The sequence below is a fragment of the Massilia sp. BKSP1R2A-1 genome (genome assembly GCF_050586525.1).
GTDB lineage: Bacteria > Pseudomonadota > Gammaproteobacteria > Burkholderiales > Burkholderiaceae_D > Telluria.
The window spans coordinates 77,290-90,786 of the sequence record NZ_JBOBRE010000014.1 but is presented as its reverse complement, the minus strand read 5'-3'; the positions used below and the strand labels follow the sequence as shown (position 1 = coordinate 90,786).

Below are 13,497 nucleotides of genomic sequence, written 5' to 3'. Positions count from 1 at the left end.
GGCATGAACACGGGCAGCGGACCGATCGCGGCGGGCAGCAGGGAATACCGCCGCATCAACCGCGCGATGGCCTTCGGCGGCTTTTCCGTGTTCGCGCTGCTCTACTGCGTCCAGCCGCTGATGCCGCTGCTGGCGCAGGACTTCCACCTCACTCCCGCCCAATCGAGCCTGGCCTTGTCGGTGTCCACCGCGACGCTGGCGGTGGCGCTGCTGGCGTCCGGCGGTGTGGCCGAGCGCATCGGGCGCAAGCAGCTGATGGTCGCGTCGATGACGGGCGGCGCGCTGCTCACCCTGTTATCCGCATTCACGATCGACTACACCCAGCTGGTGGCCGTGCGCGCGCTGCTCGGCCTGGTGCTGGGCGGCCTGCCGGCCGTCGCCATGGCCTACCTGAGCGACGAGATCGAAGGCAGCTCGCTCGGCCAGGCCATGGGCATGTACATCAGCGGCTCGGCGTTTGGCGGCATGAGCGGGCGCGTGCTGTCCTCGGTGATCAGCGACTTCGTCTCCTGGCGCATCGCGGTCGGCCTCCTTGGCGCGGCCGGGCTGTATGCGGCCTGGGAGTTTTCGCGCAGCCTGCCCGCCTCGCGCCATGCGGGCCTCAAGCAGGCGAGGGGGCCGGGCTTCGTCGCGGGACTGCGCCGGCACTTGCAAGATGAAGGCCTGCCCTGGCTGTTCGTGCTGCCTTTTCTCCTGATGGGCTGTTTTGTGAGCCTCTACAACTACATCAGCTACCGGCTGCTGGCGCCGCCCTTCGGCCTCTCCCAGAGCGCGGTGGGGGCGGTGTCGCTGCTCTACCTGCTCGGGATGTTCAGTTCGGTGTGGGCGGGGAAGCTGGCGGACCGGCTGGGACGGCGCAATGTGCTGTGGTTGGTAATTAGCGTGATGATCGCGGGGTTGCTCGTCACGCTGCACGACTCCGTCGTGGCGATCGTGCTCGGCGTCGGACTGGCCACCTTCGGCTTCTTCGCCTCGCATTCGGTGAGCAGCAGCTGGGTGGGACGCCGTGCGAAACCGCCGCAGGCGCTGGCGTCCGGCATCTACCTGTTCTGCTATTACCTGGGTTCCAGCGTGGTGGGCTGGTTCACCGGCTATGTGTGGGAGCACTGGGGCTGGCCGGGCGTGGTCGCCGCCTTGGGCGCCTTGCTCGGCCTCGGGCTCGCGATCGCGCTGCGGCTGCGGCATTTGAAGCCGGCCGCAGCGACAGGCCCTTGACCCGCTCTCAGCCCGGCAGCGGGTTGCTCAGCCTGCGGATCTTCAGCATCAGCTGCACGATGGTGTAGGGCATGACGAGCACCCAGAGCAGCAGCGCCGCGACGAGCGGCAGCAGGAAGGGCAGGGACAGCTGCTCGAGCGCCCGCTGCTTGTCCGTGATGACGAGCATGACGAAGAGCGGCATGGCGCAGGCGACGAAGATGCCGAGGCGGTGCCTGAAATTCCTGAGTTTCGACTCGATGTCGCTGAACAGTTCCGGCGCCGCGCCGCGCACGGCCTGGGGGCGCCAGTAGTGCCAGCCGACCGTTGTCGCGGCCAGGGTCCAGCCGGCATCCTGCATGAGCTGTGCGAAATCCGGGTCCTGGCTGTTGCGGGGAAAGTCGACGCGATAGACGACGTCGGCCGGCTCGCCGCGGCGGAAGGTCCAGAAGCAGAACGGGTTCACCTTCAGCAGGTGCAGGCCCTGCTGCGCCATCGAACGCAGCCAGGCTTCCTGCTCCTCGTCCTGGTGGGCAAAGAATAACTTGAATGTGGTCACCGTTCCGCTCACGCCGCTTCTCCCTCTTTGATATGTGAAAGTGCAAACTGCCCGTTGCGCACCATGATCGCCAGCCGTCGTACCTGCTCCGCCAGCACCAGCCGTCCCATTCCGGTCAGGCCATAGATCTTGCGGCGCTCGAGCTCGCTGACCTTTTCGATCAGCCCCTGCTTCTCCAGCGCCGAGAAGGCGCCGTAGAGCGTGCCCGGCCCGATGACCACATTGCCTTCGCTCATGGCCTCGACCTTCTGCATCAGCGCATAGCCGTGCAGCGGTTCCTGCAGCGCCGCCAGCACGTAATAGGTGGCTTCCGACAGCGGCAGGTATTTCGCGTAATTGATGTCCAAACCGGCTCCCTGGTTTATACCGTGGCTCGATATATCGACTGGCGACATATCGATTGACGATATAGTAACAGCAGAGTTGCCAGTGTCAACACGGTTTTTCGTTGCAATGCACGACTCAGCCGTAGCCGTGATAGCGGAATCGGAATAGTTTGTCGGCGGGATCGTAGTCGGCATCGAAGTAGCATTTGCCACCGTCACTCACTTCTTTGAAGCGCTCCGACAGCATCCATGCGTTCCTCTCGTAGCCGCGGCAGCTGCCCACCAAACGCACGTAGCGCCGACCATTGCGCTCTTCACCGCGAAACTGGACGACATAATCCGGCGCGCGGTCCGCAGGGAGGAAACTCTTGTTACGGCCGATTTCGGCGTCGACGAGTATTGTCATCGCCTGCAAGGTCTCTGGTGATACGCGCCAACTGCCGCCACGTACCTCGTACCAATGTGGGGTGGGATTGATCGGCGGAATGTAGAAGGTCGACCAGGGGCTGTCGCGTTTGATGTCCTGTGCCTGGACGGACAAGACGGCGAGGGGGAGCAGAACCAGCAGGAGACGTGTGTTCACGGGCTGTCTCAACCTTGGGGGTAGTAGCTGAAGTGCTTGATCGCTTGTTCCGCCATATCGAATTCGGCATCGAAGACGCAGCGGCCGCCGTCGCGTACTTCCAGAAATGCGTCCGACAAGGCGGACGGCCCGCCGAGGCCGATCGAACACATTCCAAAGAGCCGGACGATGCGCGCCCCGTCGACGATCTCGCCGCGAAACTGAATCGCATGGTCGGGCTTGGGTGGATTGAACCGACTGTTGTCGGCGAGCCTGGCTTTGAGCAGGGACGCGATGTGCTGCACGGTTTCCAGGGAAGGCTGCCAGCCGCCGCCGCGTACTTCGTACCAGTGCGGCATGGGACTGGTGGGCGGTTGCGGCTTAGGCAGCGGGCGTTCCGGGATCCATCCCGGCGGATAGACCCCGAGGTCCTGGGCATGCGGCGCTGAAGTGGCAAGGATCGCACAGGCAAGAATCAGCGATGTGATGCGAGATGGCATTGGCGTAGCTTGCGTGATTGGGTTGAATGACAGCCTAGCGCAGCTCGGCCCCGGAAATCCGTGTATGCAAAATAAATTGTTTAAGCAAACGTAAGGGCGGGCGCCGGCAGGCAGCCCTGGCCAAGCAAGGTCTGCTCGACCGCCTCCAGCAGCGGCGTGCGCGGTTCGGCGCCCAGCACCGCAAGCAGGCGCGCGTTGTCGAGCCGCAGCGGCTCGCGCCACAGGTAGCGCATCTCGAGCAGCTCGCGCATCGTGGTGTGGAAGGGCGCCATCAGGCGGACCAGCCACCAGGGGAAGCGCGTAATGCGCGCCTGGATGCCATGCTTGGCTGCTACCTGCCGGATCGCGCGCGCCAAGCCTTCGCCGTCTTCATCCCAGTAGCCTTCGAAGTGAAAGCGCGCGAAAGGTGCGAGGCTGGTCCGGCGTGCGAGCAGGGCCACCATCGTGGCGGCGACGTCCGGCAGGTAGGCCCACTGGTGGCCGGCGCCGGCCAGGCCGGGGTTGGCGATGGCGGCGGGCGCCCGGCCCGGTTTCACGAGACCCTGGGCGAACCAGTTGTTGCCGGCCTGCGGGCCGAAGAAGTCGCCGGCGCGCACGATCAGCACCCGCCCGCCGCGCGCCGCATGGGCCGCCAGTTCTTCCTCCATCTGCACCCGCAGCGCGCCCTTGCGCGTGAGCGGACGCTGAGGGGCGTCTTCCGGCACCAGCGGGAAGGCGTCCGGGCCGTAGTTGTAGACGGTGCCGGGCAGGCGCACCAGCGCGCCATGCTTTTCCGCCGCCGCGATCGTATTGCGCAGCATCGGCACGACCTGGCCGGCCCAGTTGCGGTAGCCGGGCGGGTTCACCGCATGCACGATGACGGCGCAGCCGCGCGCCGCCCTGGCCACGTCGGTGCCGACCAGGGCGTCGCCCTGCAGCCATTCGATGCCCTGCGCGTCCTGCGGCGGCCGGCGCGACAGCGCACGGACCCGCCATCCTGCGCGCTGCAGCTGGCGCGCCACCTCACCGCCGATCCCGCCGCTCGCGCCCAGCACCAATGCCAGTTCCTGTTCCATGACTTCCTCCTTCGTTGACGATGGGGCCATGTTGCGGCATGCTTGGGCTAAATGGAATTGCATAGAGTGCGCTAGCGTCCATTCAAAAATGTATAGGAGCAGAGGTGGCGTCGAATATCGAATGGGAGCTTTACCGTTCTTTCCTGGCCGTGATGCGCGAAGGCTCGCTGAGCGGCGCCGCGCGCACGCTCGGCGTGGCGCAGCCCACCGTCGGCCGCCATATCGCGGCGCTGGAAAGCGCGCTGGGCCTGGCGCTGTTCACGCGTTCGCAAACGGGATTTCTGCCCACCGAGGCGGCGCGCGCCCTGCAGCCGCATGCCCAGGCGATGGAGAGCATGGCGGCCAGCCTCGAGCGCACGGCCGCCAGCTATGGCGACGGCGTGCGCGGCGTGGTGCGGGTCACGGCGAGCGAGGTGATCGGCATCGAGGTGCTGCCGCCGGTGCTCGCCGACCTGCGCGCCCGCTACCCGGACCTGGCCATCGAACTCGTGCTGTCGAACCAGGTGCAGGACCTGCTGCAGCGCGAAGCCGACGTCGCGGTGCGCATGGCGCGGCCCACGCAGGAGCAACTGGTGGCGCGCCGGGTCGGCGCCGTGGCGCTCGGCCTGCATGCGCACGCATCCTACCTGGCGCGGCGCGGCGTGCCGGCCAGTCTCGACGAACTGTCCGGCCACGACCTGATCGGCTATGACCGTCCGTCTTCCTATGTGCGCGAGGCCCTGAAGCGCTGGCCGCAGTTCGGGCGCACGGCGCTGCGCTGCGACAGCGACGTCGCCCAGCTGGCCCTGATCCGCGCCGGCGCCGGCATCGGCATCTGCCAGGTGGCGCTGGCGCGCCGCACGCCGGGCCTGGTGCGCCTGCTGCCCGAGGCCTTCGGTCCGCTGCTGGAGACCTGGCTGACGATGCACGAAGACCAGCGCGACAGCCCGCGCTGCCGGGTGGTGTTCGACGCCCTGGCCGCCGCGCTGGAGGCGCACGTCGCGCAAGGCGCCTGAGTAGTCACGCCGCCGTGAGCAGGGCGATCATCGCCCGCGTCGCGCCGGACTGGCGGTGGTGCGGCGCATACAGGACCGAGAAGGGGCGGGTGCGGCCGCGCAGCTGCGGCAGCAGCTCGACCAGCCGCCCGCTCGCCAGCTGCCCGCGCACGATGAAGTCGTAGCTCTGGGCGATCCCGACCCCGGCCACGGCCAGCGAGACCACGCCCAGCACGTCGTCCGACACGGCCACCGTCGGCGCCGCCGTCCACCGGCCGCGACGCGCTCGGATGGCATCGTCGACTACCTGCGCCAGACCGCGCCGCGGCCCGGCATGACGGACGCCGTGATCGAGGCCCACTTCTTCGCCAGCTACCGCCCGAGTTCGCTGATCGCCCGCATGATCGAGGCCGACGAGGTGGCCGCCATGGTGGCCCTGCTGGCCAGCCAGCTCGGCGCTGCGAGCAATGGCGCGGCCGTGCGCGTCGAGGGCGGCAGCTACCGCTCGATCCTGTGAGGAGACCGGCCATGCAGACCCGATTCGCCGCCGCCATCCTGGCCGCCGCCGCGCTCGCGGCATCCGCCTTCGCCGCCGAGCCGTCGCTCGAACGCTGGCGCAGCTATACCGGCGTGAGCTGGGACGCCGCGCAGGGCACGCCGTTCGCCAATTCGATCGGCGCGCCGATCGCCGGCATCCATTTCGACGCCAAGGGCCGCGCCTTCGTCAGCACCCCGCGCCTGATGGCGCCTGACGCGCCGGCCATGCTGAGCATCCTCGACACGCGCGTGACAAGCGGCCCGGCGCGCCTGAGCGCCTTCCCCTCGACCGCCGCGAACGACGTCCGTGGCGCCCCCGGGACCCATTTGCGCAACGTGCTGGGCTTTCACATCGAGCGCCGCAACGGCTGGCTGTGGGCGCTCGACCAGGGCTTCGTCGCCGGCGAGGCGGAGGCGCCGCCCGGTGCCCAGAAGATCATGGTGATCGACCTGGAGAGCCGCAAGACCGTCAAGGTGATACTGCTGGACGCCGTGGCCGACCGCAAGGGCAGCTTCCTGAACGATATCGCGGTGGACGAGGCGCGCCGGCTGGCGTTTGTCTCGGACAGTGGCCTGCGCAGCGCGCCGCGGAACCAGGCCGCCATCATCGTCGCCGACTTCGCGACAGGCCGCGCGCGCCGCGTGCTCGACCGCCACCCGAGCGTGCTCCCGCAGGCGGGGGCAAAGGTGATGTCGCATGGCGAGGAGGTGTGGCCGGGCAAGCCGCTGGTGCTGGGCGTGAACGGCATCGCACTGTCGCCGGACGCGCAGGCACTCTACTGGACGGTGACGAGCGGCACCCACGCCTGGGCCATCCCGCCGGCCTTGCTGCGCGACCCGCAGGCGACAGAAGCGACGCTGGCAAAGGCAGTACGCGGCCTGGGCGACATTGGCGGCAACACGGACGGCATCGTCACGGGTCCCGACGGCACGCTCTACATCACCGACGTCACCCGCAACGGGCTCGCGTAATACGATCCGCGCAAGGGCACATTATCGTTGCTGGCCGCGCACGATGGCGTGCACTGGCCCGATACGGCCACCATCGGCCCCGATGGCAACGTCGTCTTCACGGCCAGCCACCTGAACCGGCACTTCGCCGGCCAGGTGAAAAAGGGAGAAGAACGCTACGAGATGTGGCGCTTGAAGCGCAACTGAACGATCACGGGGCCGCGCGCTTGACGACCGCGCCGCCCTGGATCACCACCGCAGGGGTTTCGAGCACGCGTACGTCCTGCAGCGGGTCGCCGCCGACCGCCACCAGGTCGGCCATGCGGCCCGCTTCCACCACGCCGATGTCGGCGCGACCCAGCGCTTCGGCGGCGTTCACCGTCGCGGCCTGGATCGCCTGCAGCGGCGTCATCCCGTACTTCACCATCAGCGCGAACTGCTTGCCGTTGTCGCCGTGCGGGTAGATGCCGGCGTCGGTGCCGAACACCATCTTCACGCCGGCCGCATGGGCTTTCCTGAAGTTCTGGCGCTGGATCTCGGTCACTTCGCGGTCCTTGCGCAGGTTGTCTTCCAATACGCCGTTCTTCTTGCCCTCGGCCGCCGTGTAGTCGCCGTTATAGATGTCCATCGACAGCCAGGCGCCGTGCTTCTTCGCCAGCCCGATGCCTTCGTCGTCGATCAGGCTCGCGTGCTCGATCGTGGTGACGCCGGCGCGGATCGCGTCCTTGATGCCGGCCGCGCCGTGCGCGTGGGCTGCGACCTTCAGTCCCCACTGGGCCGCTTCCTCGACGGCGGCGCGCAGCTCGCCGTAGTTCATCTGCTGCTGGCCCGGTTCGGTATTGCGCGAGAAGACGCCGCCGGTGGCGCAGACCTTGATCACCTGGGCGCCGTACTTGCGCAGCGCGCGCACCGACTTGCGCACCTCCTCGGGGCCGTCGGCGTTGTACGGGTTCTTCTCTTCCATCGAGGGCGGGAAGTAGGTGCTGTCGCAGTGGCCGCCGGTGGCGCCGAAGGACCAGGCGGCGGGGATGATGCGCGGCCCGCGCACCTTGCCGGCCGCGATGGCCTGGCTCAGGCCCACGTCGTTCCAGTCCGAGGCGCCGACGTTGCGCACCGTCGTGAAGCCCGCATCCAGGGTGCGGCCCGCGTGCACGACGGCCAGCGCCGACCAGAAGCGCTCGTTGTACTCGAGGTAGCTGTAGCCGCCATAGGTCGGGTCGGAATCGAGGTGTACGTGCATGTCGATCAGGCCCGGTAGCAGGGTCATGCCGGGCAGGGCGATGCGGGTGGCCGTTTCGCCGGCCTGCGGCGCGCCGGCATCGGGCTTGATGCTCACCACCTTGCCGTCGCGGACCAGGATCTCCGGGCGCTGGACCATGCGGCCGGTGCGCACGTCGAGCAGGCGCTCGGCGGTAATGATGACGTCGGCGGCCTGGGCAGTACTGCAGGCCAGCGCGGCCATGGAAAGAGCGATCGTGGACGACAGGCGGTGCATGCGTTTCATGGGCTTCCCTTGCTGTTTATTCGTTGCAACTTTATACAGCCTTCCAGGAGACGCGTCCAGCCGGACGGATGAACGGGGTTTGACCCTCGCACGGCTGAAAACCGGGACTTGATATCGTTGGCAGGAAGACTAAAGTGAATGGTTCCAGCGGATCCGCCGCCATACTTTCAGGAGGTCATCATGTTGCAAGCCGCCGAAATCCAACAGCGTTTCAGCCAGATCCAGCAGACCATCAACCAGGCCGAGGACGTTACCCGCAACGATCAGGGAGCGCCCAGCGAGATCCGTGATTGCATCCAGAAGATCGCCCGGGAAATGCCGGAAGCCCAGCGCGTGATGCAGTCGAACGACCAGTCGCGCATGGTCGAGTGCATCGACCGGCTGGAGGAGATGGGCGACGAAGCCAAGCGGATGTGCCGCAGCCAGCAACCGTCGCCGCAGGTCGCGTCGGTGGTGACGCGTGTGCATGACGTGCTGTCGGACCTCAAGCACCAGCTGCACTGACTCGTAGGGTGGGCGGTCCTCCGCCCACGCGTTCAACTTCCGCGTGAACGGATGCGGCGCGAGCTATTCACGCACTGTTTGAACGCGTGGGCGAGGGATCGCCCACCCCTACAACACCCCTTTGTCGCGCAGGGCGGCGATGTCGGCGTCGCTGCGGCCCAGCACATCGCGCAGCACCTCGTCGGTATGCTGCCCCAGCAGCGGCGGCGCCTTGTCGCTGGTCGCCGGCGTGGCCGACATCCTGATCGGATTGCGCACCAGTTTCACCTTGCCCGCCTTCGGATGCGGCAGTTCGATCGCCACCTCGCGCGCCTGCACCTGCTCGTTGGTGAACACCTCGCCAAGATCGTTGATCGGACCGCAGGGTACGCCGACCGACTCGAGCAGCGCGATCCACTCGTCGCGCGGCTTTTCCTTGACCATCTCCGCCAGGATCGGCACCAGCACGTCGCGGTTCTTCACGCGCAGCGGATTGGTGGCGAAGCGTTCGTCCAGGCCGAGTTCCGGCCGGCCGCCGGCCTCGACGAACTTCTGGTACTGCCCGTCGTTGCCGGTGGCGACGATGATGTGGCCGTCCGCGCAGGCGAAGGTCTGGTAGGGCACGATGTTGGCGTGCGCATTGCCCCAGCGCTTGGGCGGCTCGCCGCTGTTGAGGTAGTTGCTGCCCATGTTCGCCAGCATCGCCACCTGGGTGTCGAGCAGGGCCATGTCGATGTGCTGGCCCTCGCCGGTGCGGTCGCGGTGGGTCAGCGCGGCCAGCACGGCCACGGTCGCGTACATGCCGGTCATCAGGTCGGTGAGGGCCACGCCGGCCTTCTGCGGGCCGCCGCCGGGGAGGTCGTCGCGTTCGCCGGTGACCGACATCAGGCCGCCCATGCCCTGGATCAGGAAGTCGTAGCCGGCGCGGTGGGCATAGGGCCCATCCTGGCCGAAGCCGGTGATCGAGCAGTAGACCAGGTCCGGCTTGATCGCTTTCAGGGTGTCGTAATCGAGGCCGTAGCGCTTCAGGTGGCCAACCTTGAAGTTCTCCAGCACCACATCGCAGTGCTTCACCAATTCGCGCAGCAGGGCCTGGCCTTCGCTGCTGGCGATGTCCACCGTGACCGAGCGCTTGCCGCGGTTCGCGGACAGGTAATAGGCCGCTTCACTGGTGTCGTTCCCGTCCGCGTCTTTCGCATAGGGCGGACCCCAGGCGCGGGTATCGTCGCCGTTGCCGGGCCGTTCGATCTTGATCACGTCGGCGCCGAGGTCGGCCAGGTTCTGCGAGCACCAGGGGCCGGCGAGCACACGGGAGAGGTCGAGCACGCGGATGTGGCCGAGCGCCTTCGGCAGGGGAGAAGCGGATTGCGTCATACTGAGCCTTGGGACAAGTCGAACGATCCCGGATTATAGCTGTCCGCGTGCGATGGTTTGTACCGAACGCGTGGCCGGCCTGAGGGCCGCATCGATCACGTCCAGGGCCAGCTGTGGCTGCGCGTCGCCGCACATGAAGATGTCGGCGGCCGCGAATCCGTGCTCGGGCCAGGTGTGGATCGAGATGTGCGACTCGGCCAGCAGCAGCACGCCGGTCACGCCCATGCCCGCTCCAAAACTGTGGAAGTGGCTGTGCAGGATGCGTGCGCCCGCCGCCACGGCGGCCGTGCGCAGCAGCGCGTCGATCGCATCCGGGTCGACGAGCAGGGCGGCATCGACGCCGGCCAGGTCGGCCAGCAAATGGATGCCCGCGGGACGGTGCGCCGTGCTCACTTGTGCCCGCCGCCGGAATAGCCACCGCTGCCGCCGCCATAGCTGTGGCTGCGCCAGCTGTTGCCGCCGCCGGAGCGGGCGCTGGAGGCCATGCTGACCCAGCAGACGATGGTGGTCACCAGGGTCACCACCACGGCGTAGATGAGAAAATTGCGGTTCATGCGGACGTCATTTCTTGGGCTGGAACAGCATCGTCGGCAGGAACAGGGCAAGCACGCCGAGCACCATCCAGAACACGGTTCCAAAGAAGTTGAAGAGCAGCGGAATGAAATTCAGGCCCAGGATCCAGAGCAGGGCGCGCCAAGCGATGTCGCTCTGGCCCAGTTCGCGCTTGGGCGCAGCCTTGTCGGCAGCGGGACGGGCCAGCTGGAACCAGGCGCGCACCTGGTCGTCCGCCAGCGGGGAGGAGCGCGACCAGCTCAGCTCCTCGTTCGTGTGCTCGGCTGCCAGGCCGTTCTGTCCATGTTCGTATTCCGCCACGTGGACCATGTCGCCGGCCTTGACGCGCCAGTTGAAGGCGCCGGCCACGTGCACCACGCGCGCCTGGTAGACCCAGGTGCGCTCATAGGGCACCTTGTCCACCTGGACGGTGTGCATGGCCGGCAGCGGCGGCGTCGGCCAGTCGTCGAGCACTTGCGAGCGCGACCATCCTTCGCTGGTCTCCACCAGCCAGATGAAGGGCCCCTGGGTCGAGTACAGCAGGTATTCGTCCCAGGATTCGCCCTCGTTGTCCTCGCGCCGCATGGCGCCCAGCACCCGGTACTCCAGGCCGCCGATCTTCGCCGTGGCGCCGAGCGACAGGGTGTAGCTCACGCGCTCGTTCTGCTCGCCCTTGAGCAGCACCTCGACCTTGGGCGAGGAGGCGTCGACCGGCGTGGCGCAGTTGGGGCAGACGCAGTTCGCCGCCAGTCCCGGCACGTAGCGGATCGAAGACCCGCAGGACGGGCACTGCAGCACGTCGACCCGGCCGCGGTACTTGCCGCTGCTTGCCTTGATCTGTTCGTCGTCGCGCAGCAGCTGGCACTTCATCCCCTCCAGCGTCACCGCGGTGCCGGCATAGAGCAGGGGCGGCGTGCCGTCGGAATAGTCGAGGGTGGCGAAACTCGGCCCGCGCCGGAAGTCGGCCACGCGCGCTTCCCAGCCCGGTCCCACCTTGAAGGGCAGCTCGCCCTGGCCGCCGGTGCATCTGGCGACGCGTTTGTCGGAAGCCACATAGGGGCCGAAGCCGATGTCGTACTGGCGCGTGACCTTGACGTCGTCGAATGCGGGCAGGCTTGACGCCGCTTCGCGTTCGGTGGTCATCGTGTACTGGCCGGAGGCGTCGCCCAGCCAGCCGTCCGCGCCGTCGTCGAACAGCACGTACCACTCGTTCCACATGCCGGCCTCGAAGCGCAGCTGGATGCGGCCGACCACGGTGAAGCTGCGCCCGCCGTGCACGCCTGCGGTGCCGACCTGGATGCGCGAGTAATCCTCCAGCACCTCGGACATCTTGCCGAGGTCGCGGACGGCGTCCGCCTCCTTGACCACGGTCGCGCGGCAGTACTCGCACACCGCCATCACGGAGGCGTGCGAGCGGAAAGCGATCGGCGCGCCGCAGGAAGGACAGGAAACGTTCTGCATCAGCCGATCAGTTTTTTCAGGAGCTCGGCCTTGGTGCTGTCGTAATCGCCCTGCGAGATCAAGCCTTTGTCCAGCAGGCCTTTCAGTTTGGCGAGGCGGTCCTCGATCGACTCGCTGGCGGCCGGCACGGCCGGCGGCTGTGGCGGTGCGAACGCGCCCTGCATGCCCTGCGCCATGGCCTGGCCGATGGCGATGCCGGCGCCCGCGCCGGCGCCGATGCCGGCGATGCCGCCTTCGTTCTGGGCCGCCAGCGGGATGCTGCTCGCCACCTGGAACTGGGTGAAGCCGCCGATCTTGTCGGCGCCGAGACTGGCCTTCATGCCGGCCGAGATGCGCTCGTCCAGGGCCGCCTGCAGTTCTTCCGGCAGGCTGACGCTGGCGACGTTGAACTCGTCGAGGCCGACGCCGTAGCGCGCGAACGCCGCGGTCAGGTCGCCGCGGATCTGCTGCGCCATCAGGGTCTGGTTGGCGGCCATGTCGAGGAAGGCGATCTTCGATGCGCCCAGCGAGTTGGCCATGGTGGCCAGCATGAGGCCGCGCAGCTGGTCCTCGACTTCGTCGCGCGTGTAGGCGGCGCGGGTGCCGCTGATCTCGGTGAAGAACAGGCGCGGGTCCGCGATGCGATAGGAATACATGCCGAAGGCGCGCACGCGGATCATGTCGAAGTCCTTGTCGCGGATCGTCACCGGCTGCGGGGTGCCCCATTTGCGGCCGGTCTGCACGCGGGTACTGAAGAAGTACACGTCCGACTTGAAGGGCGAGGCGAACAGCTTGTCCCAGTTCTTCAGGTTGGTCAGCACCGGCAGGGTAGAGGTGGTCAGGCGGTGGGTGCCGGGGCCGAACACGTCGGCGATGCGACCTTCGTCCACGAACACGGCGACCTGCGACTCGCGCACCACGAGGGTGGCGCCGTTCTGGATTTCGTAGTCTTCCATCGGATGGCGCCAGGCCAGCACGCCTTCGCCTTCCTCGTTCCATTGCAGGACGTCGAGAAACTGCTTCTTGATGAATGAGCCGAGAGACATGATGGTTCCTCTTTATGCGGTATGAATAACTTCTGGTATCAGGAGATGCTGCCGGCGTTGACCAGGCCGATCGACAGCGAGATCGAACCGAGCAGGATGCCGAAGCCGACGTTGTTGTGTTCGATGTGGTCCTTGGACATGCGGAGCAGGCGCGTGGCGATCACAAAGACCAGCACCTGGATCAGCATGGCCAGCGCGGCCCATCCGCAGAATTCGTAGTAGTCGCTCGTATGCATCAGCGCCGAGGCGATCGTCACCGAGAAGCCCAGCAGGGTGCCGCCCAGCGACACCGCGGCGGCGCAGTTGCCCTGGCGGATGAGCAGCACTTCGTCGTAGGGCGTGACCCGCGTGTACACCACAAAAAATGCCAGAACCAGCGCGATTGCCGTCGCAAGATGCAGCACATAGTTTAGGATGGCGGGCACAACATTCTCCAAAGA

The 13,497-nt window shown here is 67.2% G+C and carries 19 protein-coding genes; 6 read left to right on the top strand and 13 right to left on the bottom strand.

What is annotated here, in order from left to right; translation table 11 throughout:
- Window positions 1-3 precede the first annotated feature (3 nt).
- On the top strand, window positions 4-1,215 hold the full coding sequence (locus ACQ7JA_RS19905) for an MFS transporter (RefSeq protein WP_430900901.1): 1,212 nt from the start codon (window positions 4-6) through the stop codon (window positions 1,213-1,215).
- 7 nt (window positions 1,216-1,222) lie between these two features.
- Here ACQ7JA_RS19905 and ACQ7JA_RS19900 read toward each other — a convergent pair whose 3' ends face one another.
- From ACQ7JA_RS19900 to ACQ7JA_RS19880, 5 genes are all read right to left on the bottom strand, one after another.
- Window positions 1,223-1,753, bottom strand: coding sequence for a DUF2812 domain-containing protein (locus ACQ7JA_RS19900; protein ID WP_430900899.1), 531 nt, complete (start codon window positions 1,751-1,753; stop codon window positions 1,223-1,225).
- Between the two features lie 8 nt (window positions 1,754-1,761).
- Window positions 1,762-2,100, bottom strand: a complete 339-nt coding sequence (locus tag ACQ7JA_RS19895; protein ID WP_430900897.1) for a PadR family transcriptional regulator — start codon at window positions 2,098-2,100, stop codon at window positions 1,762-1,764.
- 115 nt (window positions 2,101-2,215) lie between these two features.
- Entirely contained in the window at window positions 2,216-2,662 is a 447-nt protein-coding gene (locus tag ACQ7JA_RS19890) for a hypothetical protein (RefSeq protein WP_430900895.1), read from the bottom strand.
- Between the two features lie 8 nt (window positions 2,663-2,670).
- The gene (locus tag ACQ7JA_RS19885; protein WP_430900893.1) at window positions 2,671-3,141 is read right to left on the bottom strand and encodes a hypothetical protein; all 471 of its coding nucleotides are present in this window, start codon (window positions 3,139-3,141) and stop codon (window positions 2,671-2,673) included.
- An 80-nt stretch (window positions 3,142-3,221) separates the two neighbouring features.
- A complete protein-coding gene (locus tag ACQ7JA_RS19880; RefSeq protein WP_430900891.1) occupies window positions 3,222-4,196 on the bottom strand; it encodes an NAD-dependent epimerase/dehydratase family protein in 975 nt (324 codons plus the stop codon).
- Between the two features lie 104 nt (window positions 4,197-4,300).
- Between ACQ7JA_RS19880 and ACQ7JA_RS19875 the strand changes: the two genes are divergently transcribed.
- Complete coding sequence (locus tag ACQ7JA_RS19875; RefSeq protein WP_430900889.1) at window positions 4,301-5,191, top strand: LysR family transcriptional regulator; 891 nt, start codon at window positions 4,301-4,303, stop codon at window positions 5,189-5,191.
- 4 nt (window positions 5,192-5,195) lie between these two features.
- Here ACQ7JA_RS19875 and ACQ7JA_RS19870 read toward each other — a convergent pair whose 3' ends face one another.
- A complete protein-coding gene (locus ACQ7JA_RS19870; RefSeq protein WP_430900887.1) occupies window positions 5,196-5,531 on the bottom strand; it encodes a LysR substrate-binding domain-containing protein in 336 nt (111 codons plus the stop codon).
- Here ACQ7JA_RS19870 and ACQ7JA_RS19865 point away from each other — a divergent pair.
- From ACQ7JA_RS19865 to ACQ7JA_RS19855, 3 genes are read left to right on the top strand one after another with little or no spacing between them, the layout of a single operon-like run.
- Window positions 5,505-5,687 carry a hypothetical protein gene (locus tag ACQ7JA_RS19865; RefSeq protein ID WP_430900885.1) on the top strand — a complete coding sequence of 61 codons (183 nt, stop codon included), beginning with the start codon at window positions 5,505-5,507 and terminating at the stop codon, window positions 5,685-5,687. The genes ACQ7JA_RS19870 and ACQ7JA_RS19865 overlap by 27 nt on opposite strands.
- An 11-nt stretch (window positions 5,688-5,698) precedes the next feature.
- Window positions 5,699-6,679 (top strand): L-dopachrome tautomerase-related protein, encoded by a 981-nt coding sequence (locus ACQ7JA_RS19860; protein WP_430900883.1) that lies wholly within the window; start codon window positions 5,699-5,701, stop codon window positions 6,677-6,679.
- A 27-nt stretch (window positions 6,680-6,706) separates the two neighbouring features.
- Window positions 6,707-6,865, top strand: coding sequence for a hypothetical protein (locus ACQ7JA_RS19855; RefSeq protein WP_430900881.1), 159 nt, complete (start codon window positions 6,707-6,709; stop codon window positions 6,863-6,865).
- Between the two features lie 4 nt (window positions 6,866-6,869).
- Here the strand turns inward: ACQ7JA_RS19855 and ACQ7JA_RS19850 are convergent, their stop codons facing one another.
- Window positions 6,870-8,162 carry an amidohydrolase family protein gene (locus ACQ7JA_RS19850; RefSeq protein ID WP_430900879.1) on the bottom strand — a complete coding sequence of 431 codons (1,293 nt, stop codon included), beginning with the start codon at window positions 8,160-8,162 and terminating at the stop codon, window positions 6,870-6,872.
- A gap of 180 nt (window positions 8,163-8,342) precedes the next feature.
- Here ACQ7JA_RS19850 and ACQ7JA_RS19845 point away from each other — a divergent pair, with 180 nt between their 5' ends.
- Window positions 8,343-8,666 (top strand): hypothetical protein, encoded by a 324-nt coding sequence (locus ACQ7JA_RS19845; RefSeq protein ID WP_430900877.1) that lies wholly within the window; start codon window positions 8,343-8,345, stop codon window positions 8,664-8,666.
- A gap of 108 nt (window positions 8,667-8,774) precedes the next feature.
- On the opposite strand, the gene ACQ7JA_RS19840 is transcribed toward ACQ7JA_RS19845, so the two are convergent.
- From ACQ7JA_RS19840 to ACQ7JA_RS19815, 6 genes are read right to left on the bottom strand one after another with little or no spacing between them, the layout of a single operon-like run.
- Window positions 8,775-10,019, bottom strand: a complete 1,245-nt coding sequence (locus ACQ7JA_RS19840; RefSeq protein ID WP_430900875.1) for a CaiB/BaiF CoA transferase family protein — start codon at window positions 10,017-10,019, stop codon at window positions 8,775-8,777.
- A 33-nt stretch (window positions 10,020-10,052) separates the two neighbouring features.
- Window positions 10,053-10,412, bottom strand: a complete 360-nt coding sequence (gene speD, locus ACQ7JA_RS19835) for an adenosylmethionine decarboxylase (protein WP_430900873.1) — start codon at window positions 10,410-10,412, stop codon at window positions 10,053-10,055.
- Window positions 10,409-10,573, bottom strand: coding sequence for a hypothetical protein (locus ACQ7JA_RS19830; protein ID WP_430900871.1), 165 nt, complete (start codon window positions 10,571-10,573; stop codon window positions 10,409-10,411). The genes speD and ACQ7JA_RS19830 overlap by 4 nt, the downstream gene beginning before the upstream one ends.
- Before the next feature lie 7 nt (window positions 10,574-10,580).
- Window positions 10,581-12,032 (bottom strand): DUF4178 domain-containing protein, encoded by a 1,452-nt coding sequence (locus ACQ7JA_RS19825; protein ID WP_430900869.1) that lies wholly within the window; start codon window positions 12,030-12,032, stop codon window positions 10,581-10,583.
- Window positions 12,032-13,057 (bottom strand): SPFH domain-containing protein, encoded by a 1,026-nt coding sequence (locus ACQ7JA_RS19820; protein WP_430900867.1) that lies wholly within the window; start codon window positions 13,055-13,057, stop codon window positions 12,032-12,034. Before ACQ7JA_RS19820 ends, ACQ7JA_RS19825 begins: the two co-directional genes overlap by 1 nt.
- A 38-nt stretch (window positions 13,058-13,095) precedes the next feature.
- Entirely contained in the window at window positions 13,096-13,482 is a 387-nt protein-coding gene (locus ACQ7JA_RS19815; protein WP_430900865.1) for a DUF350 domain-containing protein, read from the bottom strand.
- Window positions 13,483-13,497 lie beyond the last annotated feature (15 nt).

Bases quoted from the DNA above. Each gene is read 5' to 3' on its own strand.
- ACQ7JA_RS19850 (WP_430900879.1), bottom strand. From the start codon at position 8,162: ATGAAACGCATGCACCGCCTGTCGTCCACGATCGCTCTTTCCATGGCC.
- ACQ7JA_RS19885 (WP_430900893.1), bottom strand. From the start codon at position 3,141: ATGCCATCTCGCATCACATCGCTGATTCTTGCCTGTGCGATCCTTGCC.
- ACQ7JA_RS19845 (WP_430900877.1), top strand. From the start codon at position 8,343: ATGTTGCAAGCCGCCGAAATCCAACAGCGTTTCAGCCAGATCCAGCAG.
- ACQ7JA_RS19905 (WP_430900901.1), top strand. From the start codon at position 4: ATGAACACGGGCAGCGGACCGATCGCGGCGGGCAGCAGGGAATACCGC.
- ACQ7JA_RS19825 (WP_430900869.1), bottom strand. From the start codon at position 12,032: ATGCAGAACGTTTCCTGTCCTTCCTGCGGCGCGCCGATCGCTTTCCGC.
- ACQ7JA_RS19830 (WP_430900871.1), bottom strand. From the start codon at position 10,573: ATGAACCGCAATTTTCTCATCTACGCCGTGGTGGTGACCCTGGTGACC.
- ACQ7JA_RS19865 (WP_430900885.1), top strand. From the start codon at position 5,505: ATGACGGACGCCGTGATCGAGGCCCACTTCTTCGCCAGCTACCGCCCG.
- ACQ7JA_RS19840 (WP_430900875.1), bottom strand. From the start codon at position 10,019: ATGACGCAATCCGCTTCTCCCCTGCCGAAGGCGCTCGGCCACATCCGC.
- ACQ7JA_RS19820 (WP_430900867.1), bottom strand. From the start codon at position 13,057: ATGTCTCTCGGCTCATTCATCAAGAAGCAGTTTCTCGACGTCCTGCAA.
- ACQ7JA_RS19860 (WP_430900883.1), top strand. From the start codon at position 5,699: ATGCAGACCCGATTCGCCGCCGCCATCCTGGCCGCCGCCGCGCTCGCG.
- ACQ7JA_RS19880 (WP_430900891.1), bottom strand. From the start codon at position 4,196: ATGGAACAGGAACTGGCATTGGTGCTGGGCGCGAGCGGCGGGATCGGC.